The following is a 21,658-nucleotide window of genomic DNA, read 5'->3' as shown; positions in this document are numbered from 1 at the left end:
GGGCTTGCAGGCGTCATGGCCCTCAGCGGGCCATATTCTGGAACGGGTCATACTCCGAGACGATCACGACCTCGTCGCCGTCGATTTCATCGGCGGGAACAGCGCCGAAGGTTCCATCTCCTGCCCGGAAAACGACGATCGAGACCATGAGCGTGGCGGCGAGGGAGGCGGCGAAGGCGTGAGCATCTTTGCGGGACATCTGTTTGGCTCCTGTCTGGGAGGCGGGGGACCATCCCCCGCGTGACAGGACCCCGCAGGCCCGAAGACTGGCTGACATCACCGGGTGCGTTCGGCTCGCCCGAATCCTCCCGGCGGCACGGGCTTGCCCGTAGTCCGACCCCTTTGCGGGTTGATCTCGAAGACGGGATTCGGGGCAAGGAAGGGAATGGCGAGCGGGGGATGGTCCCCCAACGTCAGGAGCCGGTTGTCCCGCTGATGCTTCGAAAGCCGCCAGCCTCCTAGGCAGGCTCTTGGTTGACGATCATCCGTCCCGAAGGATGGAGCCTTGGCGCCCGCGCAATATCGCGGGCAGAGGGAGTGGTCGGTGAGAGGTCCGCCCTTCGGCAGGCCCCTCACGCATTGTCAGGGCTCAGGCGGCCAGATCCGCGCCCCCTGCCCTATCGCCGTCTTCATAACCGACGATTTCCAGCCGCGCGTTGCGATAGCCCTCCCGTGCAATCCAGAGCTCGGCAGCGGTGAGGGACTCCGCCAGATGCAGCAACTCGGTGTTGCCGCCGAAGTCGAGGAGCACGCGGACCTGCTCCGACTTCGGTTCCTCGGCCACCTCGAAGATCAGACGACTGTCCGCCGAATGACTGCGCATGATGGTGACGAGAATGACCCCGTCGGAGGAGAAGTTGCCTTCATGCAGCGTGAAGGAGGCCGGTGCCGTCCAGGTCGGATAGACCCGGGGCGGTTCCTTCTTCACGAGACGGCCGACGCCGTTCGACCGCTCCCAGGCCGCGAGCTTCTTGGTGAACCGTGCCGGCGGCTTGGGACTGCCGTCGGTATAGCGGATCAGCGCCCCGAGGGGGGCTGTGTCGATGATGGTTGTTGCAGACATGATTCCTCATCCAGAATGCGAGTGTTCGCGTTCATCATATTGATATTGCAGTATTTTATGGGTCTGAGGGCGGGTTTCCCCGCCCCCGGATCGCTCAGTTCACTCTGCCGCCAGCATCGACGCATTGCTGTCCGGCAGATCAGCCATCAGGAAGGCGGGGAGATCGATGTCGTCGGGCTGGCCCGCGTCCTCCCCCTGCCCCTCTGCGATCGCCTCACCGTCGCGTGCAACGAGATCGGCCCGGCGCAGGACCTCGGGCAGCCAGCCGCTGCCCTTGAGAAGCCGCTCGGCCTCCGTTGCCATCTCGCCCTTCTTGAGGTGATCGAGAAGCTGCGCATTCCCCTCCCCCTTCGCCTCACGCACGGCCTCGAGGATCCGGGTCTTCGGCACACGGTTGAGATAGCCATCGACCGTCGGCTCCCATCCCGCCTCGACCATGTCGAGATCGACCGCCCGCGCCACGAGATCGGCATGCGCCATGCGGCGGGTCAGTCCGGTGGCCGAGATGCCCGCACCGTAAGGGTTCACTTTCTCATGGAGCGCGTTGATGCCAAAGCTGAGGCAATGTGCCAGCAGCGCCAAACGGCTGCCCTGGTCGAGAACGGACAGATAATCCCAGAGCGCGTCATCGTCGCCGAGAGGCAGCTCAGCCTCCCAGGCGGCGTGCCGTTCGTCGACGAGCTTGGCCACGACGCTGTCCTTCAGATCGGGCGCTTGAGCCGACATGTAGACGTGGCGGACCGAGGCTTCGAGGCAGCTGCCGGAGGCTGAGGAGGTGCGGAAGGTGTCCGTGACCAGCTTCAGGAGCAGGAGCGTCAGCGCAACGTCCGGCGACCGCCCGATAGCCTCGCGCAGCGCAAGGGTCCGATGGGCCGTCAGTTCCATGACCAGCCGCTCGGGCAGCGGCTTCAGCGCGCCGTCCTCCTCATCCTCGGACGAGTCCGTACCGATCGGCTGACCACCCGAAGTGATGACGGTACCCCCGGCAGAGGTCGCCGACGGTTTCCAGCTGGAAAGACCGACGTCACCCCCCTGCCCAATGGCATCAGCGTCATCTCCATCGTGGACCGCGGTCTCCTCGCGCGGTTCGTCTTCGGGCCGGACATAGCCGCGATAGATCGCGAGACTGCCGTCCCGATCAAGCGTCACGAACACGCCCGCGCGCTCGATCTCGGCCGGGTCATAGATCAGAGGGCGCTGTTCGAGCGCTTCCATCGACATCTCGAGTACCCCAAGCCGAGCGCCGATCTCCTCGGGGTATTCGTCTTGGCCGGAGTATTCCTCCACCAGCGCCCGATACTCAGCGAGGAGCGTCGCGCGGGCTGCGCTTTCCTCGTCGGTCATCGGCGCGGGATCACCGGCAAGACCCCGCAGACCGTGGCTGTAGCCATAGGGCAGGTCGGTCGCGACCTCGATCCACTTCCAACCCTCGGAGGCCAGCGCCTCGGCTTCGGTCTCGAGCTTCTTGGTGACCAGCCGGTCAAGCAGGGCAGGGTCCTCGAGCCAGCCACCGTCATCGCCCTGGAAGAGATCTCGCAACACGACACCGCCTGCCGCCTCATAGGCATCGACACCGACGAAGACCGCGCGACGATCAGACGCCCGGACCGATGTCTCGGTCAGCATGCGCCGGATGGCGTAGGGCTCCTTATTCCACGAGTTCTTCACCGCATCCCAGACCTGCCCCTGACGCGCATGATCCGTGTTCACGGTGAAAGCCATCAGCTGCTCGAGCGTCATGCCATCCTCGGCATAGACCTCTAGGAGGGCAGGGGCCACGGAGGCGAGCTTCAGGCGCTGCTTCACGATCTGCGGCGTGACGAAGAAGGCCGCCGCGATCGCTGCCTCGCCCTGACCCTTTTCGCGCAGGGCCTGGAACGCACGGAACTGGTCCAGCGGATGCAAAGCCACACGCTGCATGTTCTCGGCCAGCGAGTCGTCCTCGGCCAAAATCTCGAAGGCGGCATCCCGCACGATGCAGGGGATCGGCGCGGTCTTGGCCAAACGCTTCTGCTTCACTAGGAGCGATAGCGCCTGGAAGCGGCGGCCGCCGGCCGGGATCTCGAACGTGCCGGTTTCGACCCCGTCGGCATCAAGCACGGGCCGGACGTTCAAGCCCTGCAGCAGGCCGCGACGCGCGATGTCCTCGGCTAGCTCCTCGACTGAGACGCCCGCCTTGATGCGCCGGACATTGGACTGGCTCAGGACGAGCTTGTCGAAGGGGATGTCCCGCGACGGGGACAGGATGACGTTCTGGGCTGCTTTCGCCATCAGATCTTCTCCACGACGGGCGTCGGAAGCCACTCTCCCGATCTCACTTCCCGTCAGCCCTCAAACCCCCCAACCTTTCCCTCTATCTGCTGGTTGCTCATCAGACGACGCAGAGAGTTCACAGCTGTGAACTTCATCGATTGGGGCGCCGACGGGGAGAATGTTCACAGCTGTGAACATCACGCCGCGCTTCGCCGGGACATCAGTGCCATGACCATCGGCCCGCAGGAGAACTCGCCCGCCGCCGCCTTCGATGTCAGCGCACGGAGATAGCCACCGGGCGATCGGATGTCGGCGAAGCGTTCCAGCATGGCGACAACAACGATCGATGCCTGCTCGGGGCCCATGAACCGTTGCGCCTCTTCCCAAGCGGAAGCACTGATCCCCATGGCCGGCCGCACATGGCAAGCCGCGTCGAAAAGCTGATGCCAGTGGCGGATATCGCCCTGGTAGAAAGTTTTGAGCGACGGGCAGCCCGCGATCACCAGATGGAGCGGGATCTTTGGTACGCGTCTTGTGTCCGCTTCTTCCACGTCAGCACCAGGCGCATCCGTTTCAACATCTGGCGCGCCGACCGCCGCCCCGCCTTTTTCCAAGGCAGGTTCAAGATCTATAGATTCTTCGTTTGAATTATGATAGTGGCGCTCAATATTGGCACCATTGGTGTTCATTTTTTCTGTTTCAGGACCATCAATAACGTTGCGTGCGTGGTCGAGAAGGGCTTCAAGGTCGGCGCGAAATGCTGAGAGCTCCTCGAGCGTGAGCTTGCGGCGAAGGGCGCGCGCTGTGAGAACAGCCTTGTCGCGAAACTGATCCCAGAGGCCGAGGCCTGGCTGGACCTCTTCTCCGAACTCCGCCAGGGCAGCAAGATCGCGCCGCATGAGGCTCACGACCTCCCGCAGTCTCCGGACACGGTCCTCGGCCTCACGCACAGCCTCTGCGGCCCGTGCAACCTCTTCGGATTGGCAGTAGAGTGGCGAGAGGTCGAAGCCAAAAGCCACACGCTCTTCGCCGCGCTTGCGAGCATACCTCTTGCCGTTGGGACTATCGCGGCGCATGAGCAAGCCAGCATCCACCAGACGGGCAATGTGCCTGCGCATCGTGGAGCAGGGCATGCCGTTCAGCCGCTCGCAGATTGCCTTGTTCGACGGGAAGACGACCATCTCGGTATTCCCGCCAAGTGCATCATCCGGAAAGAAGCTGAGAAGCCCCTGCAGAACGGTCAGATCGCGCTCCGTAACCCCAAAGGCGGCCTGTGCCTTGGACAACTCGCGAAGGAGTTCCCACTTGTTGACGGGTCTCCCTGGAACAGAAGCCTCAGGCCGCTCGACGACGCGCAGATGCGCATGCGAGATCGGCCGCATAAACGGCGAAATCGGTGTGTACTCCATGATTTCAGTTCACGAAGGCATAGAAAGACGGTTCCGCGAATCACATATGACTTGCGGTTTGCGCGCTGGCCCACTACCTTGAAGGTGCTAAGATCAAAGTTGGGGTCTCGTGGAGCGCAAGCTTTGCGGGACCTTTTCTTTAGCCTGTACCGTGCCTCCTTTTTGTTGCTGCTCTGCCTCTCCTCATGTCTCGCGTCTCCAGCGATCATGAAGCTCGTCGAGGACGTCCTGCGCACGGGCGTCGAGCCACTGCGCAAATTCATCGTCCACATCCGTAAGGTCCAGCCTGACCGCCCGAGCCGACCGCTTTATGGCGCCCGCAGGCGCGCCATCGATCAAAAGAGGCGTCGCTTTGGGTCTCGGCTTCGTGCCTAGAGAAGGACCGGTGGTCTTCTTCACATGGCGGACAACGGCTTCAAATGCCGCGACCGAAGGATCAAGCTGGGGCTCCTCTTCGGCCTGTTCGACTGCAGCCGCTTTGCCACGGGCATCACTTGCAACACGGCAAAGCTCATCCATGGCCATGCCGGCATTCGAGAGTTCCTTCGCCAACGATTCCCATCTGGGGCGCCCGATTCCATGAGCCGGTCCAATCGCACGGGCCAAGGCGGTCCCGATCGACTTGGCAACCGAGATCGACATCGACACAGCAGAACGGGTCACATTCAGCACTTCGGCAATCTGAGCCTGCGAACCAAAGCCGCTGGCGAGCAGCTCCTGCGCGAAGAGGGCGCGTTCGATGTAGCTCAGATCGCGCCTTCCAGTGTTTTCGGAAACCTGGGCACGCAGCGCGGCCGTGTCGTCCAGGTTCGCGATAAGCGCTCGAACCTTCTTAACCTTGTCGGAGGCACGAATGGCCTCAAGACGGCGGCGTCCATAGACGAGAAGATAGCGATTGGTCTCGGTCGGGTGGCGCCTTACGAGAATGGGGACGGTCTGGCCGTTCTGCTCGATCGACGCACGCAGATCATCCACGTCCTTGGGGTCGAGGCGATCCGAATACCTCTCGTCCTCGATCTCAACCGGGTCGAGTTCCCAGACATGATGGGCATCCACGGCATCACGCGCGGAGCGCAGGGCCCGATTGCTTGACATCATGCTGCCCGGGGCAGGGGGCGTCCCCGCTGCTGCCAAACTGTCGAGCATGGACATGCGCTTCTTCTTGCTGTCAGTCATCAGCGCCCCCAGGTTTTCTGGATGAGTTGGGCAATCTCATCATTGACGGCATTCAGGCTTTCGATGGCCCGGTCATAGGTCGTGCGGGTGAAGGCACTCCGTTCGACCTCGTACAGGGTCTGCTTGGTCAGGCCGGCATCCGAGATGGCCGTCGACTTGAGCATCGGAGCGTTCAGGACCTTGTCGCCATACATTGTGCGCAGGAAGGCGACGATACGGTTCTGTGGCGCATCCGTCGGCTCGTAGCGGGTCAACAGATAGCGCATCCAGTCATGCGACATATCGGCTCCGCTATCGGCGATGACATCCATGAGGTCTGCCGTCATCCTGAGGAACTGGCTCATCGACATCACGTCGAGCATTTCAGGATGGATCGTCACCAGAACGCCCGTCGCGGCAGACAGCGCCGACATGGTCAAGAACCCGAGCTGCGGAGGACAGTCGATAACGACGACATCGTACCGATCATCAACCTGCGCCAGCGCTTCCTTCACACGGAAGAAGAACAAGCCCGCGTTGCCGCGAGACAGTGCCCGTGGCGTTTCGTGCTCGAACTCCATGAGTTCGAGGTTTCCGGGAATCAGATCCAGGTTTGGGATGTAGGTCTTGCGGATGACCTGGGCGATCGGAACAGGATCTTCGTAGCGGATCGCATCGTAGAGCGTGCCGCCGTCAAGCAGGTCAAATTCCGGCTGAACCCCGTGCAAGGCCGTGAGCGAGGCCTGCGGATCAAGGTCGATCGCCAAGACACGGTACCCCTTGAGGGCCAACCTTTGAGCAAGATGCGCCGAGGAGGTTGTCTTGCCGCTTCCACCTTTGAAGTTCATGACGCCGATAATCTGAAGATGGTCTCCAGCACGACGACCAGGCAGGTAATCTCCCGGCTTGCGAGCCGTTTTCTCCAGCAGTATCCGTAAGTTATGAATATCTTCGGCCGAGTAGTGCCTCCTGTTCCCCGATGAAACTTCGGGCGACGGCCCCTTGCCATCAAGGTGAAGCTTTCTGAGGTATGAGTCGTTGACGCCCAGCAGAGCAGCAGCTTCACCTGAGGTGAACTTGCGCATAGTCTTAGAAGCGTCGGGCGGGAACAGGCTCTCACGCTGCGAATGCAGTTGCGCCGCCAGCACCTCAGAATGCTGACGGATCACAGCGTTCAGGTCTTCCTGTGTATCGGCTCTGCCCATCTGCCCTCGCGCGCCCGTGGCGTGTTCACGGATTTTGGCGTTTAGTCGCCCTTTTCCGTGACTATTGCCGGAGGACTCAGATTCGTGCAAGCTCTTTCTAAATCTGGTGGCAGGCGCTGCATGATGCACAAGAGTAGCCCGGGCTCGTGGACAGGCTTGCCCATGCAACCAACATGATATACATTGCTGACCGTATATCCGCGCAGGAGGCCACGATGCAGGTCGCAAAATGGGGCAACTCTCTCGCCGTCCGTCTGCCCGCGGAGCTTGTTCGGGAACTTGGCCTCAAGGAAGGCGATCAGATCGATCTGGTCAAGGACAACGGCCAGGTCAGGGTCCGTCGTCTGGCGCGCGCGGATGAGGTGCTGACGGGTCTGCGCCGCTTCCGGGGCAAGCTGCCCGCTGCGGAACGCCTGAGCCGCGAAGACGCGCATGAGCGCTGAATTCGCGGACACGAATGTCGTTCTGTACCTGCTCGACGACGGCCCGAAGGCCGATCGCGCCGAGCTCATCCTGGGGCAGGGGCCCCGGATCAGCGTTCAGGTGCTGAACGAGACGCTGGTAAACTGCCGCCGCAAAGCCGGCCTCAGTTGGGAGGAGGCAGGGACGTTTCTCGAAGGCGTGCGCGCCTTGTGCCCCGTCGAAGACCTGACCCTCCAAACCCATGACGTTGGCCGCGCCTTGGCGGAACGTTACGGTTTCTCGATCTACGACGCGATGATCGTGGCAAGCGCTCTGGTTGCGGGCTGCACCACGCTGTGGAGCGAGGACATGCAAGATGGCCTGCTAGTCGAAGGGCAGCTTCGCATCGTCAACCCCTTTGCATGAGCGGACAGCTTCTGAGCCTGAAACTGACCACAGCCTTGTAATCCCTCCATGTCTTGGAGGATTTGCAAGGTAGCTCGACTACTCAAGCAGCCCCAGCCTCTCCGCCCGCTCCAGCAGCATCTTCACGGATGACGGCTGCCAGCTTGTCCGCCCACGGGGCGTGCGCTCGCGCATCGCTTCCAGCCGGGTGCAGATCGCCTGAAGCGTGATGTCGGGGTCCGCGCCCTTGATAGCGGCGACGATGGCGGGCAGGCGGTCGTCGGTTTCGCGGCGGCCGGCGCGGTCCAGTACCGTGGGCGGTAGGAAGCCGTCCCGGACATAGGCGTTGACCGCGCGCAAAAGGCGGCTTTGCGTCCATTGGCGCTCGCGGGGCAAGGGGCCGTTGACGATGCGCACTACGTCTTCCCAGGCCAAGTCCGGGCGCAGGCGGCGGACATGGGGAACCCAGTCCTGCGCCGTCTCGTTCAGGCGTTCCATGTAGCCATCCTGCCGCGCCAGCCGCACCTTGCGCAGCGCCGCGGGATCGCGGGCGCGCAGTCCCGGATTGCCGCCAACCCGGCCTTTGGTTCGTGCGCTGGCCAGCCCGGCCTTGGTGCGTTCGCGGATCAGGGCGCGCTCAAACTCAGCTGCGGCGCCGAGGACCTGGAGGGTGAACTTACCCTGCGGGGAGGACGTGTCGATCGGATCGGTAAGCGATCGGAAGAAGGCGTTCTTGGCCTCCAGCCGTTCGATCACCTCGAGGAGGTGGGAGAGCGACCGCGCCAGACGGTCGATGCGCACCACCACCAGCGTGTCGCCCTTGCCGATCCGCTCCAGCACCCGCGCCAGCACGGGCCGCGCGCGGTTCCCGCCCGAGGCCTGCTCCTCGTGGATCTCGACGCAGCCTGCGGATTTCAGGGCCTGCGACTGGGGCAGGGGGGTCTGATCCTCGGTCGAGACGCGCGCGTAGCCTATCAATGGCATCAAAACAGGCCGTTTGCAGTTTCGTGTACTGCTAATAAACGACCGTTTGTAAACGAATGCAAGTAGGTGCTCTCTCGTCGCGTTCATCCTAAGACCCTTGGTTCCCTAGCGCTGAGCGCGATCTGAGAGGTTCCGCCGGCAGTCGCGCGAGCGTGCTATATAAAGGGCGTAGGCAACCGCCACAAAATCACTTGGGTAATGTGCAAAAAATAAGTATTTTGCACATATGAATACGAGAGCCTCTATTTTGACTGATGGTTACGACGACCCCCTCATCACTACCGAGGAGGATGCAGAGGCTCACGAAAAGGATCTCTGGTTTCTGCCGGGACCATTCGAAGAAGAACCAGATGATTTGCCTCCCGGGCCGCGTGCAGAACCGCCGGACACTGCCGTCATCGAAGACTGGGCAAAGGCAGAAGGCGTTCACGCTGCGCGGCTAGCAAAGGTGGCTGGACGCCTGGGAGCTCTGGATGACCGGCTGCTGCGCGGCCCGGAAGGCTGGCGGCATCGCCTCGCTCTTGTCGAGGCAGCGGCCCTCAGCTGGGTCGCAGGAGATCGGGTGAGTACTGATCGTCTGGCGCTCTGGGTATCCATGCGGCTGTCAGGTGCACAGGATGACCCAAATGCCTTGGCACGCGTTGGATGGGCTGTTCGGCGCTTGACAGGCGGTCCCGGACCGATGGCTGACCTGGCCGCTTTTCTGGATCGCCGCGACCCCGAGAACATTGAAGACAGCGCTGAGCGTTTCGAGGATCGCGCGGGTGGGTGGCTGGACGTCATGGCAGCCGCAAAGGGTCTCCACCCGATCACGCGGGCGTGCATGGGGTATCACCTGTGGAGCTTGGCGGGCCTCGGACGCCACGGCGACCAGATCGAAGCTGCCGTCACCGCGTCTAGGATCGCGACCAGCGATGGAAGCGGTGCCATCTTCGCGCCGCTCGCTATGGCCGGGGCCGGGGGGCTGCGCGTTTCGGGCTTGCCACCCGAGCGTTTGGCCCGCTGGTTGGATGGGATGAACAGCGCAATTCTAACGGCGATGCGAACACTTGATGATATTGAAGTGTGGATCGGGCGGGCAGAAAACGTCATGGCGCAATTATCTGGCCGCACGCCGGTTGCCTTGCGAAAGGTTTTCACGGAATGGCCCTTGGTCTCCGCCCCGATGGCTGAGGCCATGACCGGAGCCAGCCGCGCCGCCGTTCAGCGCAATCTCGCATGGATGGAGGCAAGCGGTTTGATCCGCGAGGTGACGGGGAACGGGAGGTATCGCATGTGGAAAGCTGACCTAATATAGGTCATTTGTCGAGGCTGACACCGGCTTGACCTGGCACGCTTTAGTGCCGCCCCAGATGATCGTTTAAGCCACTTTCCGTTCGAATGCGACAAGGCTTTTCCAGCCCAAAGCGTTCGTTAGCCATTCGTCTCACGTTTTTGTGACAATTGATCGCTTGAAGCTCCAGTGGGTGAAGGTTGTAACGGGGCGAAATAACGGAATGAGAGCCGGAGCCAGAGATGGCATCGTAGCATTTGCGAGTGGCGCAAGTTCCCTGTGCCGTGACGTTCCCGATCTCATGGTCGCGATATCGAAGCCGCTGTGCCTAAATTTCCAGACAATCTGCGACTTAACGAATTGTCGCTGCGCAACTTCGGACCAGGTATTGTGCGAGCAGTTTTCTCCTCCCTAGCAAACTGGAAACTGCAAGGATCGCATGTCTACTTACGAAAATTTGCCCTTGAACCTCTAGCCACTAGAAGTCCTATCTGTTCAAGGAGAACACATACCGTTCTTGCCATCAATCGCCGGTGAGAACCGAAAGGGTACGAAATGCTGACAAGACGACACTTCATTCAGACAACAACGGCGCTTTTTTCGGTGACCGGTCCCGGTATGGCTTTTGCCGACACTTGGCCCACCGAGGCTCAGAAGGCTGAATGGGACGCACAGGTGACGCCTCAGGGTTATGTTGCCGAGACTTCCAACCCATGGGGATTGCACCCGCGGTTCCTACCGCAACGTGTGGTCGCGAAGGCCGGTCTCGTGCCGGGAGATATCCATGTCGACGCGGTCGCACGATATCTTTACCACATTGAAGAGGGTGGAACCGCGATGCGCTACGGCGTGGCCATCGCGCGGGGGAACCTCTACGAGCCGGGTGTCTATACCATCAAGCGCAAGGTCAGGTGGCCGCACTGGCAACCGACACAGAGCATGATCAATCGCGACCCCGAACTTTATGCTGACATTGCCGATGGCATGGAACCGGGACCGGAAAACGCGCTTGGATCGAGGGCGCTGTATCTCTACGTCGGGGATCGCGATACCCTTTTGCGCATCCATGGCACTCCGAGCCCACGGAGTATCGGTGGCCGCGCAAGTTCGGGCTGCGTACGGATGGTCATGGCTCATATCAATGATCTTTACCCGAACGTCGAGACCGGCTCTACCGCCTATCTTTACTCGGCGGAGGACAGCGTGACTGCCCGCAGCTAAGCCAAGCAGCGGACGGCAAACGCAATTAAGTTTCGCGAGGGGTGCAGATACGATTGCCGTTCGCCGTGCGCAGCGGCAGCAAGGTTGTTTCTACGGGGCCGCTGTGTTTGTACCAGTAGCACCCGTCCTCGGGCACCAAGCGCGCGGTTGCAACATCCTGATCCGGGGCAGCCATTGCAATCACGGCTTCGGGAACTTTGCCCCGCCGGTCTGCCGAGTCGCCCGGTCCAGTCGGCTGGATTGCGCACCCGGCCGTAAGAGACAGCGCCACTGCAACAATTATTTTTTGCTTCAGCATCAAAACCCGCATCAAGCTTCCTTTCGTGTCTGTTTTTCTTTGCATCGGCTTTTCATGCCTCAAGGCGTGATGGAGCCGGTCGCCGCATCCTCTAGCAATAAAACAAACTGAAATACCACCGTATTTTGCTCTTGAAGCTCTAGCTACTGTAGGGGCTATGTCATGGTAAAGCACCCGAATCCAGAGGTCCATTCATGCCGCCCGACACCCATCGTCACGACCACGATCACGCCGAAGATGCCCAGACAAGCGGCGGCAGCTGCTGCGGGAGCGCCGGAACGTGCGGCGACATCGTTCCGGCGACCCCCGCGCCAGCGGGCGGGCGCAGTTTTCAGGTGTCCGGCCTCGATTGCGCCGAGGAGGTAGCAATCCTGAACAAGGTGGTCGGCCCGAAGATCGGCGGGGCCGAGCATCTCGCGTTCGACGTGATCAATGGGCGGATGACTATTCTCGACAGCGCCAAGAGTTTATCGGACGGCGAAATTGCAGAACTGGTCGCAAGCACCGGCATGACCGCCAAGCCTTGGGATGCCGAGAACGCGTCGGTCGACCAGGCGGCCCATCTTGCAAGACAGCGGCTGTTTACGGCGCTCAGTGGAGGCTTCTGGGCCGCGGGATTTCTGTGGCACATCATCGAGACCGGCATGGGCGGGGCGCTCGGCCTCTTCGCGGGTCACGGCGAAGCGCCGATGCCACTGGTCGAGGCAGGGCTGTTCGCGGTTGCGATCCTGTTCGGTGTCTGGCTCGTGGCACCCAAGGCATGGTCGTCCGCTCGGCGGCTGTCGCCCGACATGAACCTGCTCATGGTGGTCGCCGTGGCCGGTGCCATCGGGCTTGGCGAATTTTTCGAGGCGGCGACAGTCGCGTTCTTCTTTTCGCTCTCGCTCTACCTCGAAAGCTGGAGCGTCGGGCGTGCGAGGAATGCGGTTTCAGCTCTGCTGGACCTGGCGCCGCCGACGGCAAGAATTCTTTATGATGACGGTTCGGAAGCGGACGTACCGGCTTCCGCGGTTGCTATCAACGCACGTTTCGTCGTGCGCGGCGGAGACCGCATCCCATTGGATGGTGAGGTTGTCGATGGGGCAGGGGCCGTCGATCAGGCGCCAATCACCGGAGAGAGTGCGCTGGTCCCAAAGGAACGGGGCGACGAAGTCTATGCCGGTACGATCAACGGCGAAGGCACACTGACGGTGCGCGCCACGAAGGCCGCCTCGGACACCGTGTTGGCCAAGATTATCCGCATGGTCGGCGACGCCCATGCCCGCCGTGCGCCGGTGGAGCAGTGGGTGGCGAAGTTCGCCCGCATCTACACGCCTATCGTCATGGCTCTCGCCATTGCAATTGCCCTGCTGCCGCCGCTCATTTTCGGGGGGGCCTGGGATTATTGGTTCTACAATGCACTCGTGCTGCTGGTGATCGCTTGCCCATGCGCTCTGGTCATCTCGACACCGGTCTCCATCGTCGCTGCACTCACCGCCTCAGCGCGGGCCGGGGTGCTGATCAAGGGCGGTGCATATGTTGAGGCACCGGGCAAGACCACTGCACTGGCCATGGACAAGACCGGCACGATCACCATGGGCGAGCCCGAGGTGGCGGCGGTGCATCCGTTGGGCAAAGCATCGGCGCAAGATCTGATGACCCTCGCCGCTGGGCTGGAGGCACGTTCCTCGCATCCCTTGGCGCGCGCCATTCTCGCGCGGGCAGAAGCCGACGGCATCAATGTGTCCGCCGCGGAAGATACTCGAACCGTTCCCGGTAGGGGACTTGAAGGACGCACTGACGGCCGGTCGATCTGGCTAGGGTCGGACCGGTTTGCCGAGGAGAAGGGTTTCGGCGACGCCATTCCGAAGGATTTGCGCGACCGCATCGAAGGGGCCGGCAGCACCCTTGTTGCCGTGGGCGATGAATCCGGTGTGAGCGGCATTCTGGAATTGCGCGACCGTATTCGCCCCGACGCCAAGGGCATCGTGGCACAGCTCCACGCGCAGGGCGTGAAGACCATCGTCATGTTGACGGGCGACAACGAGCGGACAGCGCGCGCCGTTGCAGCCGAGGTCGGCATTGACGAGGTCCGTGCCGAGCTTCTGCCCGAAGACAAGGTGACTGCCATCGAAGAACTGGTCGAAACGCATGACATGGTGGCCATGATCGGCGACGGGGTGAACGACGCCCCCGCCATGGCACGTGCGCATTACGCCATCGCGATGGGTGCTGTTGGTTCGGACGCGGCAATCGAGACGGCGGATATTGCCCTGATGACCGACGACCTCGGCAAGGTGCCTTGGCTGATCGGTCATTCGCGCCGGACAATGTCGATCATTCATCAGAACATCGGTATTTCCTTGGCGACCAAGGGCGTTTTCGTTGTCGCTACCGCGTTCGGACTGGCATCGATGTGGGGCGCTATTGCAGCCGACGTAGGAGTGTCATTGCTGGTGGTGGCCAATGCCCTGCGCCTGCTGAACAGCCAAGAGGCCAAGGCGCCGCCGTCCGGCGGTGAGCAGGTTGGCCCACAGATGGCAAAGGCCGCGCTTGCCCACGGACATTGATCACGCAGCATTTGCAAGGTAACGTAGTGTCCATAACAGACCTCACGAAAGAGGCATCGAGCAGTGAAAACCATCCGATTTCCCCGCCGCGCCGTCCTGTTGGGCGGGCTGGCAGCGTTTCTGTCCGGGTGTGCCAGCAAGTTCCGCAGCTATGACGGACCCGAAGTCACCCGTGTTCGGCTCTACAAGGGGCAGCGCTTGCTTGTTCTCGACGGAGTCGACCGGGTATTGCAAACCTATCCGGTCGGGCTGGGTTTCGCGCCCGAAGGTCACAAGCAATTTGAGGGAGACGGTCGGACCCCGGAGGGCGCTTACGTAGTCGATAAGCGCAACCCTGAAAGCACTTATCATCTTTCAGTTGGCATCTCTTATCCGAATGAGGCCGACATCGCCTTTGCCGAAGCGCAGGGCCTTTCCCCCGGCGGCGACATCTTCATCCATGGTGGTCCACGCCCGGGCATCGACCCAACGGACGTCCGCGACTGGACAGCTGGCTGCATCGCGGTCACAGATCGGCAGATCGAGGACATCTATGCAATGGTGAAGGACGGAACACCTATCCAGATCTTTGCATGACGGTTTTTCTCATGCGGCGGTAATGAGCCGTCGCATTGGCCGTCAGAGCCCAGCTCCACGAAGCCAAAATGAGCGCCAACAGCATCCAGTCCCCGAAGCTCGCGTAGAGTGTCGGCGGTCGCGCGGAGGGCAGGCTAGCGTCGATGATGCCCGTTTCGCCGGTATCGAGCCGCGCAACGATCTCTCCGCTCGCGTCGATGACCGCAGAGATGCCCGTATTCGCGGCTCGGATGACTGGAAGGCCTTCCTCTACGGCGCGCATACGTGCGGAAGCCAGATGCTGCTCGGGTCCGATGCTGGTGCCAAACCAGGCATCGTTTGTCGCGTTGAAAATCCAGTCCGGCCGGAACAGGTCGTCGACCACATGCCCTGGGAAGATGATCTCATAGCAGATCGCCACGGCGACCAGCGGCACACCCGGAAGCGCAAGCGTTCTCGGGCCCGGTCCGGGCGTAAAATCGCCCAGACCCGCCGTGAGCCGCTCGATGGGCAACCAGCCGCGGAATGGCACATATTCGCCGAAGGGCACGAGATGGTGTTTCGCGTATCCGGTCAGGATCTCGCCGGTCTCGTCAAATGCCTGGACCGTGTTGAAATATCGGGTGCCATCCTCGCTCGGTACACGGTCCGGCACACCGGTAAGCAGCACTCTGCCGTCTGGTAGCGCTGCGGCAATGCGGGCCCGTGCCTCCGTATCCTCATCGAGGAAACCCGGAAAGGCGGTTTCCGGCCAGAGAAGCACGTCGAAATCGCCGGGCCGGGTTGAAAGCTCAAGATAGCGCGCGAAGGTCGCCTCGCGGTTCTCGGGAGCCCATTTCTCCTCTTGTGGAATGTTGCCCTGGACGATGCGCAGGTCGACACCGGGTGGCTGTTGTGCATCCGACTGGAGGCGCAGCGTGCCGACAGCCCACATCGTCGCGATTCCGGCCAGCGCCATGAGCGAGATGGTCAATCGTTGCCGCCCGGACGCCATAGCAGCCGCGCCAGGGAGTACCGCGACGAACACGGTGAGAAAGCTTAGCCCATAGCTTCCGACCCAGGCGGCGGTCTGGCGAAGGGCGGCGTAGTCTACAAGTGCGTAACCGGCCAGGTTCCAGGGAAACCCTGTCAGAACGTGACCACGCAACCACTCGGCCACGGTCCAGGAGGTCGCGAACAGGAGGCAGGCCAAGAGACTGCCCATGGCTCCGCGCCGCGCGATTTCGGCAAAAAGCGCAGCGGCAATGGCTGGGAAAATCGCGAGACCTGCGGACAATCCCGCGACCGCCGGAATCGCCATCGTCCCAAACCGCTCGGCCTCGACGTAGAAACTTTCCGCGATCCACCAAATCCCGAAACCGAACTGGCCGAGACCAAACGCCCAGCCGACGAGGAAAGCGCGCCCGAAGGAGAGATCGCGAAGCCCGACAAACAACGCGGAATAGGCAACGGGAACGAGCAGGAGAATCGAAAGAGGCGGGAAAGTCAGAACGGTCATCGCCCCGGCGGCGAAACCAAGCGTCATCCGCGAAAGCAAACGGTGGCGCAGAGCGATGCGGTTCAGAATTTCCGGCTTCACGACTTGATCGAACGCCGCGCGCTGATCCATGGCGCGGCGAGCAAGAGCCCCACGCCACTGACGACAAATACATCGGCCAAGTTGAAGGCAGGCCAATGTGTTGTGCCAATGTAGAAATCGAGAAAGTCTGTTACAGCCCGATACCGCACACGATCGATGACATTGCCCAGGGCTCCGCCAATGATCGCACCGTAGGCAAGCGTTTCCACCGCATTGTCGGCGCGAAACAGCATAACCCCCAGCCAAACACAGATGGCAAGAGCGAAAGCGATGAGGCTCCACCACGGCGCGCCGCCCAACATCCCGAAAGTCACGCCGTCATTACGATAAAAGACGAGGTTGAATCCCGGAAACACGGGAATTCCGGCGCTTAAAGTGACGGCATTCGCAACGACAATGGCTTTGGTGATCTGATCGATCGCGAACGCAGCAAGTGCTGCGAAGACGCCGATCATCGGAGATACCTTGTTTAGTGACATTGCCTCATCCCAACCAGACATCAAGGAACAGCATCAGAACGAGCCCGACTGCGAGACCGAGCGTCGCCCTGTTCTGATGGCCGCTGCGATGGGTTTCGGGGATGATTTCGTGGCTAATGACGTAGAGCATTGCGCCCGCGGCAAAGGCCAGACCCCATGGAAGCAGCGGTTCCGACAGTGTGATGATGCCGGCCCCGAGCAAACCGCCAATCGGCTCGATCATGCCCGTCAGCGCCGCGATGCCCCAGGCGCGCAGCTTCGGATATCCCTCGCCCAGCAGAGATACAGCGACGGCCAATCCTTCGGGCGCATTCTGAAGCCCGATGCCGATGGCGAGCGGCAGACCGCCCTCCATACCTCCGGATCCGAAGCCGACCCCAACCGCAAGGCCTTCGGGGAAGTTGTGGATCGTGATTGCGATGATGAACAGCCAGACCCGCCGCAAAGACGCCGCTTCGGGCCCTTCGCGTCCCGTCTTGAAGTGCTCGTGCGGCAGCTTTTCGTTCATCAGGGCGACAGCCCCCATGCCCAGAAGAATCGAAACGCATACGATGGCCGCAGGCATCGCGCCGTTTTCGAACATCGGCTCCGCCGCATCCAATGCCGGGATGATCAGCGAAAAGAAAGAAGCGGCGAGCATCACACCGGCAGCGAAGCCGAGCGACAGATCGCGTGTGGCCCGAGACGGGATGCGCCCGAACAGCACGGGAACTGCTCCGACTGCTGTGAGCGATCCGGCGGCAAGACTTCCGAGAAAGCCGAGCATTATCGGAGACAGATTTTCCATGGGCGGGCCAGATTATCCTTCGGCGTAGCTCGAAAAGACTTCCGTCGACCCGTCCTTGCGGATGAGGAAGACATCATAGGCCTCGCGGTCGTCTTCTGGCCCCATGCCGGGCGAGCCATAGGGCATCCCCGGAACAGCGAGGCCGACGGCGTCCGGGCGCTCCTCGAGAAGGCGGCGGATGTCAGCGGCCGGTACATGGCCCTCGATCACGTAGCCGTCAATGAGCGCGGTGTGGCAGGAGACCATGCGCTGCGGCACGCCGTTGTCTAGCTTGAAGCGCACGAGAAGCCCGCCGAACATGTCCTGGCCGGTCGGCACAAACCCGTTCTCTTCGAGATGTTTCATCCACGAGAGGCAGCAGCCGCATCCGTTGGTCTTGCGGACGTCGATCGCCGTTGCCTCTGCGAGGGCCTGGGCCGCTGGGAACAGGGCGAGCGTGATGGCAAGAACTTGTGTCATGCGTTTCATGGGTCAGAGCCTTTCGGTTGTCGTTTTGGCAATCTCGCTGCCGAGGTTTTCATTCAGAAGCGCGCGCGCCTCGGCCAGACGCGAGAGCGCGGCGGTATCATCCGCATCGCTCTCGGCCGCTTCGGCGAGCCGGTCGTCAGAGAGGGGGTCAGTCGGGCGCCCATCCACGAGCACCTCATAGTGCAGGTTCGGACCTGTCGCCGTGCCAGTCGCGCCGACGCGGCCGATCACGTCTCCCGCCGCAACGCGTTGGCCTTGTGCCAAGTCTTCCGGCACGGCGCTCAGATGCGCGTAGCGCGTCATGGTGTCGGAGCCGTGCAAGATTTCGACCACGCGACCATATCCGCCGCGCCAGCCGATGAAATTGACCCGCCCCGGTGCCGTCGCTTGAACCGGTGTCCCACGTGCCGCTGCAAAATCGACGCCGGTGTGCATCCGGACGTTGCCAAAGACCGGATGCGTGCGGCGTCCGAACACCGAGCTGAGGCGCGCACCCTCTACCGGCTGTGCGAAGACGCGCAGCACCTCGCCATCGACGTAGATCGTCGCCTGACCGCTGCCGTCGTCCGGCCATACGATCTCGTAAAGCGAACCGCCGATCTCCAGTGCGGCGAAGGCGAGTTCGGGCTGTCCGATCCTGTCCTCTCCGACCCGCGCCTCACGCCAGAGAAGCCTTAGTGTTTCGCCACCGGCCATCTCGCGGCGGAAATCCACGGTCCCACCCAGCATCTGCGCAAGGTCCACGGAAAAACGGGCGGGTATGCCGGCTTCGTCGAGTGCCGCGAAGATCGAGCTGTCGATCATGGCTTCGCCGGCAAGGGTTACGATTTCCGGATCCGGAGCCACGACCTGCGTGGACATCTGCTCGCCGAAAACCACCTCGATCCGAACCCCGTCCTCGACGGCGAGTGAGACGGTGCGGGGGCTGCCGTCCACGGTCGAAGCGACAGTGACCGAGTGCCCCGGCCGCAGCCGTCGCAGATCGTATTCCGCACCAAGCGCGAGGGCAACTTCGGCTCTGTCAGGTGCCGCAAGACCGGCCTCTGACAGCAAGAAATCGAGCGTTTCGCCCGGAGCAATGTCGCGCGACCATGTCGACAGGGGTGGCTCGATCGCTTGCACCGGCCTGTCGGCAAACGCGGCCTGCAGAAGGGGCAGCGGGCTGAGGTCGGGTGCATCTTCTGCCCATGCCGCCGCGGGCAGCGTCACGGGGATGTCAACGTTCTGGGGGGCTTCAGGACCTTGGGGCATCCAGCTACCTGCCTGGGCAAGTTCCGGCGGCACGGGTTCTTTCGACATGGAATCAGAGATGGCGATAGCCGCTCCCGAAACCGTCCCCGCAATTGCGACACAAGCCGCCAAAGTTCTGAGCCTCATGTCGCCCCCTCCATTTCTTCTTCCAGCGCGCGGCGGATCTTCGGCACCGCGAATTCTTTGGGCTCGTGATAGTCGATCATGGTGACGAATCGCCCAGAGGCTGCGAACAGGAAGACGCTCGCGGTGTGGTTCATCGTGTAATCGCCGCTCTCCGCCGGTACTCGCTCGTAGGTGGCGCGGAAGCCGTCCGCGACGCGCGCTATCTGCTCTTCCGGTCCCGTCCAGCCGCGGATCGCCGGATGGAAGTAGCCGACATATTCGGCCATCGTTTCGACAGTGTCGCGCTCGGGATCGACCGTGATGAAAACCACGTTCATCTCGTCGGCCTCGTCTCCCAGATCGTCGAGCCATCCCGAAATGTCAGAAAGCGTGGTCGGGCAGACATCGGGACAGTAGGTGAAGCCGAAGAACGCCATCGTCGGGCGACCGATCAGGGTTTCCGGCCCGACCGCGTTGCCCTCATGATCCGTCAGACGGAAATCCATCTCGGTCAGGGCCACAGGCCGCTGCCCGACAGGTTCGGGTCCACCGGGTCCATCGACCTGCCACCAACCGACGAAGAGCATCAGGGCGACCGCCCCGACACCAGCCGCGCCGTACCCCAGGACCGCCCGTCGCCGCATCAGTCCTCTGGCCCCCGCGCGGCGATTCCGAGGATCGGCACCTTGACCGTCACTTCGCCTCCGTCGTCGAAAAGCAGGGTCAGCGGAAAGGTGTCCCCTTCCGTCATCGGTTCTTGTAGCCGCATCAGCATTGCGTGCAGGCCCCCCGGTTCGAGCGCGACGCTCTCGCCCGGGGCGATCGCGATCTCCCCCGCCGGGCTCATGGAGCTCACACCTTCGGCATTGGTCTTCGTCTCGTGGATTTCGGGCATCATCGCGAGCGGTGTTGTAAGGCCGATCAGCGTCACCGGCTCGTCGCCAGTGTTGCGGATCGTCATGTAAGCGGCCCCGGGACGGTTCATCCCGATGGAGGCGCGGGACCACGCGTTCTCGACGACAACATCCTCGGGTCCGGCCAGCGCGGGCACCGAGAGCCCTCCAAGGGTCAAAAGCGCGGCCAGTGTGCCAGTCAAAATATACTTTTTCATCGTTCTGATCCTGCCCTTTCCATTCAGCTTTGCGCGGCAGCGACTTCGGCGGCCACCAGACGACGCAACTCTGCCTCCCCGAATGGATCGAGCGGCTTGCCGTTCACAAAGAATGTGGGCGTCTGGCGAATTCCCACGGCCTCGACGTCAGCACGATCCTGGTTAAGGATCGCCACGACACCGGGTGCCAGCATTTGCGTGCGCGCGGCTTCGGCATCGAGTCCGGCCGTGGCGGCGATCTGAAGGATCAGGCCAGGCGCCGGGGCACCGTGCGACGCCCATCTCGGCTGTTCCCGCAGAACGGCCTCGAGCACCGGCACGTAAACGTCCTGCATGCGCGCCGCTTCGAGCACGCGGATGGCTTCCTCGGATGCCGCGCCGTGGAAGGGCGTGTAGCGGATCACGACGCGGACAGCTTCCCCATGCTCGGCCATGATGTCCTTCACGATGGGATGAAAGGCGCGACAGGCCTCGCAGGCCGGATCGAAGAATTCGACGATCGTGACGGGCGCATCCGCAGGCCCGAGGATGGGCGAGTAGGGGCGGATCATCGCCTCCGCAAGTTCCGGAGCAACGGGCTCCGCTTCGGCCACTGGGCCGGGGCGGATTGCAAACCAGGTGGCTCCGCCGAAACCGGCGGCGCCGAGGGCAAGAACGGACAGGATCAGGCCGCGTCGATTCATGTTCGTGTGTCCTTCAATGAAAGGGCCGACAGCGCCCCGATCAGCGCGAAGGCGGCGAGCGCCATCAGCGGGATAGGGATGCCGAAGACCAGTTGGTTGTCATCGGTGCAAGAGGGGCCGGTGGCCGTGCAGGGCTGGACGCGTTCGGGAACAAGACCGACGTACAGCCCCATGTGCCAGAGGGCGATTGCGCCGCCGCCAAGCGCCAATGCGATGCCGTAGCGCCCCACGCGGCCGTCCCGCCACCAAAGGCCGAGCCCGAGGACAATGGCCAAGGGGAACATGAAGGCGCGCTGGAACCAGCACAGCACACAGGGCGTCTGCCCCAGCACCTCGCCGATGAAAAGCACGGCAAGCGAGGCGACGAGCGCGATGATCCACGCCAGCCCGAGGGCTGTTTCTCCGGACATACGGTTCATGTCG

Annotated in this window: 23 protein-coding genes; 6 read left to right on the top strand and 17 right to left on the bottom strand. The window is 62.3% G+C overall.

Annotated elements, in window-relative coordinates; all coding sequences use genetic code 11:
- Positions 1-22: 22 nt before the first annotated feature.
- The 6 genes from ACFQXB_RS17795 to repA all read right to left on the bottom strand — a co-directional run bounded on the left by ACFQXB_RS17795 (position 23) and on the right by repA (position 7,085).
- Positions 23-199, bottom strand: coding sequence for a hypothetical protein (locus tag ACFQXB_RS17795; protein WP_377406526.1), 177 nt, complete (start codon positions 197-199; stop codon positions 23-25).
- Positions 200-589: 390 nt separating this feature from the next.
- Positions 590-1,063 carry a hypothetical protein gene (locus ACFQXB_RS17790; protein WP_377406524.1) on the bottom strand — a complete coding sequence of 158 codons (474 nt, stop codon included), beginning with the start codon at positions 1,061-1,063 and terminating at the stop codon, positions 590-592.
- 99 nt (positions 1,064-1,162) lie between these two features.
- Complete coding sequence (locus tag ACFQXB_RS17785) at positions 1,163-3,334, bottom strand: ParB/RepB/Spo0J family partition protein (RefSeq protein ID WP_189382676.1); 2,172 nt, start codon at positions 3,332-3,334, stop codon at positions 1,163-1,165.
- 179 nt (positions 3,335-3,513) lie between these two features.
- Positions 3,514-4,725 (bottom strand): plasmid replication protein RepC, encoded by a 1,212-nt coding sequence (gene repC / locus ACFQXB_RS17780; RefSeq protein WP_189382674.1) that lies wholly within the window; start codon positions 4,723-4,725, stop codon positions 3,514-3,516.
- 183 nt (positions 4,726-4,908) lie between these two features.
- Positions 4,909-5,901, bottom strand: coding sequence for a plasmid partitioning protein RepB (repB, locus tag ACFQXB_RS17775; RefSeq protein ID WP_189382673.1), 993 nt, complete (start codon positions 5,899-5,901; stop codon positions 4,909-4,911).
- Positions 5,901-7,085, bottom strand: coding sequence for a plasmid partitioning protein RepA (gene repA, locus ACFQXB_RS17770; RefSeq protein WP_189382670.1), 1,185 nt, complete (start codon positions 7,083-7,085; stop codon positions 5,901-5,903). Before repA ends, repB begins: the two co-directional genes overlap by 1 nt.
- A gap of 215 nt (positions 7,086-7,300) precedes the next feature.
- Between repA and ACFQXB_RS17765 the strand changes: the two genes are divergently transcribed.
- Together ACFQXB_RS17765 and ACFQXB_RS17760 are read left to right on the top strand one after the other, a co-directional pair.
- Positions 7,301-7,528, top strand: coding sequence for an AbrB/MazE/SpoVT family DNA-binding domain-containing protein (locus ACFQXB_RS17765; protein ID WP_189382667.1), 228 nt, complete (start codon positions 7,301-7,303; stop codon positions 7,526-7,528).
- Positions 7,518-7,913: a PIN domain-containing protein gene (locus ACFQXB_RS17760; protein ID WP_089258968.1), complete on the top strand. Its 396-nt coding sequence runs from the start codon at positions 7,518-7,520 to the stop codon at positions 7,911-7,913. Before ACFQXB_RS17765 ends, ACFQXB_RS17760 begins: the two co-directional genes overlap by 11 nt.
- A 78-nt stretch (positions 7,914-7,991) precedes the next feature.
- On the opposite strand, the gene ACFQXB_RS17755 is transcribed toward ACFQXB_RS17760, so the two are convergent.
- Entirely contained in the window at positions 7,992-8,876 is an 885-nt protein-coding gene (locus ACFQXB_RS17755) for a recombinase family protein (protein ID WP_189382665.1), read from the bottom strand.
- Between the two features lie 226 nt (positions 8,877-9,102).
- Between ACFQXB_RS17755 and ACFQXB_RS17750 the strand changes: the two genes are divergently transcribed.
- Both ACFQXB_RS17750 and ACFQXB_RS17745 read left to right on the top strand, forming a co-directional pair.
- The gene (locus tag ACFQXB_RS17750; protein WP_038068700.1) at positions 9,103-10,173 is read left to right on the top strand and encodes a hypothetical protein; all 1,071 of its coding nucleotides are present in this window, start codon (positions 9,103-9,105) and stop codon (positions 10,171-10,173) included.
- Between the two features lie 531 nt (positions 10,174-10,704).
- The gene (locus tag ACFQXB_RS17745; protein ID WP_026155629.1) at positions 10,705-11,370 is read left to right on the top strand and encodes a L,D-transpeptidase; all 666 of its coding nucleotides are present in this window, start codon (positions 10,705-10,707) and stop codon (positions 11,368-11,370) included.
- A 25-nt stretch (positions 11,371-11,395) separates the two neighbouring features.
- Here the strand turns inward: ACFQXB_RS17745 and ACFQXB_RS17740 are convergent, their stop codons facing one another.
- Positions 11,396-11,680 (bottom strand): hypothetical protein, encoded by a 285-nt coding sequence (locus tag ACFQXB_RS17740; RefSeq protein WP_038068706.1) that lies wholly within the window; start codon positions 11,678-11,680, stop codon positions 11,396-11,398.
- A gap of 182 nt (positions 11,681-11,862) precedes the next feature.
- Between ACFQXB_RS17740 and ACFQXB_RS17735 the strand changes: the two genes are divergently transcribed.
- Both ACFQXB_RS17735 and ACFQXB_RS17730 read left to right on the top strand, forming a co-directional pair.
- A complete protein-coding gene (locus ACFQXB_RS17735; protein ID WP_377406519.1) occupies positions 11,863-14,217 on the top strand; it encodes a heavy metal translocating P-type ATPase in 2,355 nt (784 codons plus the stop codon).
- 63 nt (positions 14,218-14,280) lie between these two features.
- Positions 14,281-14,793, top strand: a complete 513-nt coding sequence (locus tag ACFQXB_RS17730) for a L,D-transpeptidase family protein (protein ID WP_377406517.1) — start codon at positions 14,281-14,283, stop codon at positions 14,791-14,793.
- On the opposite strand, the gene lnt is transcribed toward ACFQXB_RS17730, so the two are convergent.
- The 9 genes from lnt to ACFQXB_RS17685 are packed head-to-tail and all read right to left on the bottom strand — an operon-like array spanning position 14,774 to position 21,654.
- On the bottom strand, positions 14,774-16,381 hold the full coding sequence (gene lnt / locus ACFQXB_RS17725; RefSeq protein ID WP_377406515.1) for an apolipoprotein N-acyltransferase: 1,608 nt from the start codon (positions 16,379-16,381) through the stop codon (positions 14,774-14,776). The genes ACFQXB_RS17730 and lnt overlap by 20 nt on opposite strands.
- Positions 16,348-16,806, bottom strand: coding sequence for a signal peptidase II (gene lspA, locus ACFQXB_RS17720; RefSeq protein WP_018001715.1), 459 nt, complete (start codon positions 16,804-16,806; stop codon positions 16,348-16,350). The genes lnt and lspA overlap by 34 nt, the downstream gene beginning before the upstream one ends.
- Before the next feature lie 28 nt (positions 16,807-16,834).
- On the bottom strand, positions 16,835-17,617 hold the full coding sequence (locus ACFQXB_RS17715; RefSeq protein WP_026155630.1) for a ZIP family metal transporter: 783 nt from the start codon (positions 17,615-17,617) through the stop codon (positions 16,835-16,837).
- Between the two features lie 12 nt (positions 17,618-17,629).
- Positions 17,630-18,085, bottom strand: coding sequence for a DUF411 domain-containing protein (locus tag ACFQXB_RS17710; protein ID WP_018001717.1), 456 nt, complete (start codon positions 18,083-18,085; stop codon positions 17,630-17,632).
- A gap of 3 nt (positions 18,086-18,088) precedes the next feature.
- Positions 18,089-19,462 carry a M23 family metallopeptidase gene (locus tag ACFQXB_RS17705; RefSeq protein ID WP_377406511.1) on the bottom strand — a complete coding sequence of 458 codons (1,374 nt, stop codon included), beginning with the start codon at positions 19,460-19,462 and terminating at the stop codon, positions 18,089-18,091.
- Positions 19,459-20,085, bottom strand: a complete 627-nt coding sequence (locus tag ACFQXB_RS17700) for an SCO family protein (RefSeq protein WP_026155632.1) — start codon at positions 20,083-20,085, stop codon at positions 19,459-19,461. Before ACFQXB_RS17700 ends, ACFQXB_RS17705 begins: the two co-directional genes overlap by 4 nt.
- On the bottom strand, positions 20,085-20,552 hold the full coding sequence (locus ACFQXB_RS17695; RefSeq protein WP_018001720.1) for a copper chaperone PCu(A)C: 468 nt from the start codon (positions 20,550-20,552) through the stop codon (positions 20,085-20,087). The genes ACFQXB_RS17700 and ACFQXB_RS17695 overlap by 1 nt, the downstream gene beginning before the upstream one ends.
- A gap of 23 nt (positions 20,553-20,575) precedes the next feature.
- Positions 20,576-21,235 (bottom strand): DsbA family protein, encoded by a 660-nt coding sequence (locus ACFQXB_RS17690; protein WP_018001721.1) that lies wholly within the window; start codon positions 21,233-21,235, stop codon positions 20,576-20,578.
- Entirely contained in the window at positions 21,232-21,654 is a 423-nt protein-coding gene (locus tag ACFQXB_RS17685; RefSeq protein ID WP_009573598.1) for a disulfide bond formation protein B, read from the bottom strand. Before ACFQXB_RS17685 ends, ACFQXB_RS17690 begins: the two co-directional genes overlap by 4 nt.
- Positions 21,655-21,658 lie beyond the last annotated feature (4 nt).

The sequence above is a fragment of the Halodurantibacterium daqingense genome, from assembly GCF_042666235.1.
Lineage (GTDB): Bacteria > Pseudomonadota > Alphaproteobacteria > Rhodobacterales > Rhodobacteraceae > Halodurantibacterium > Halodurantibacterium daqingensis.
This window is presented reverse-complemented; position numbering and strand designations above follow the sequence as displayed.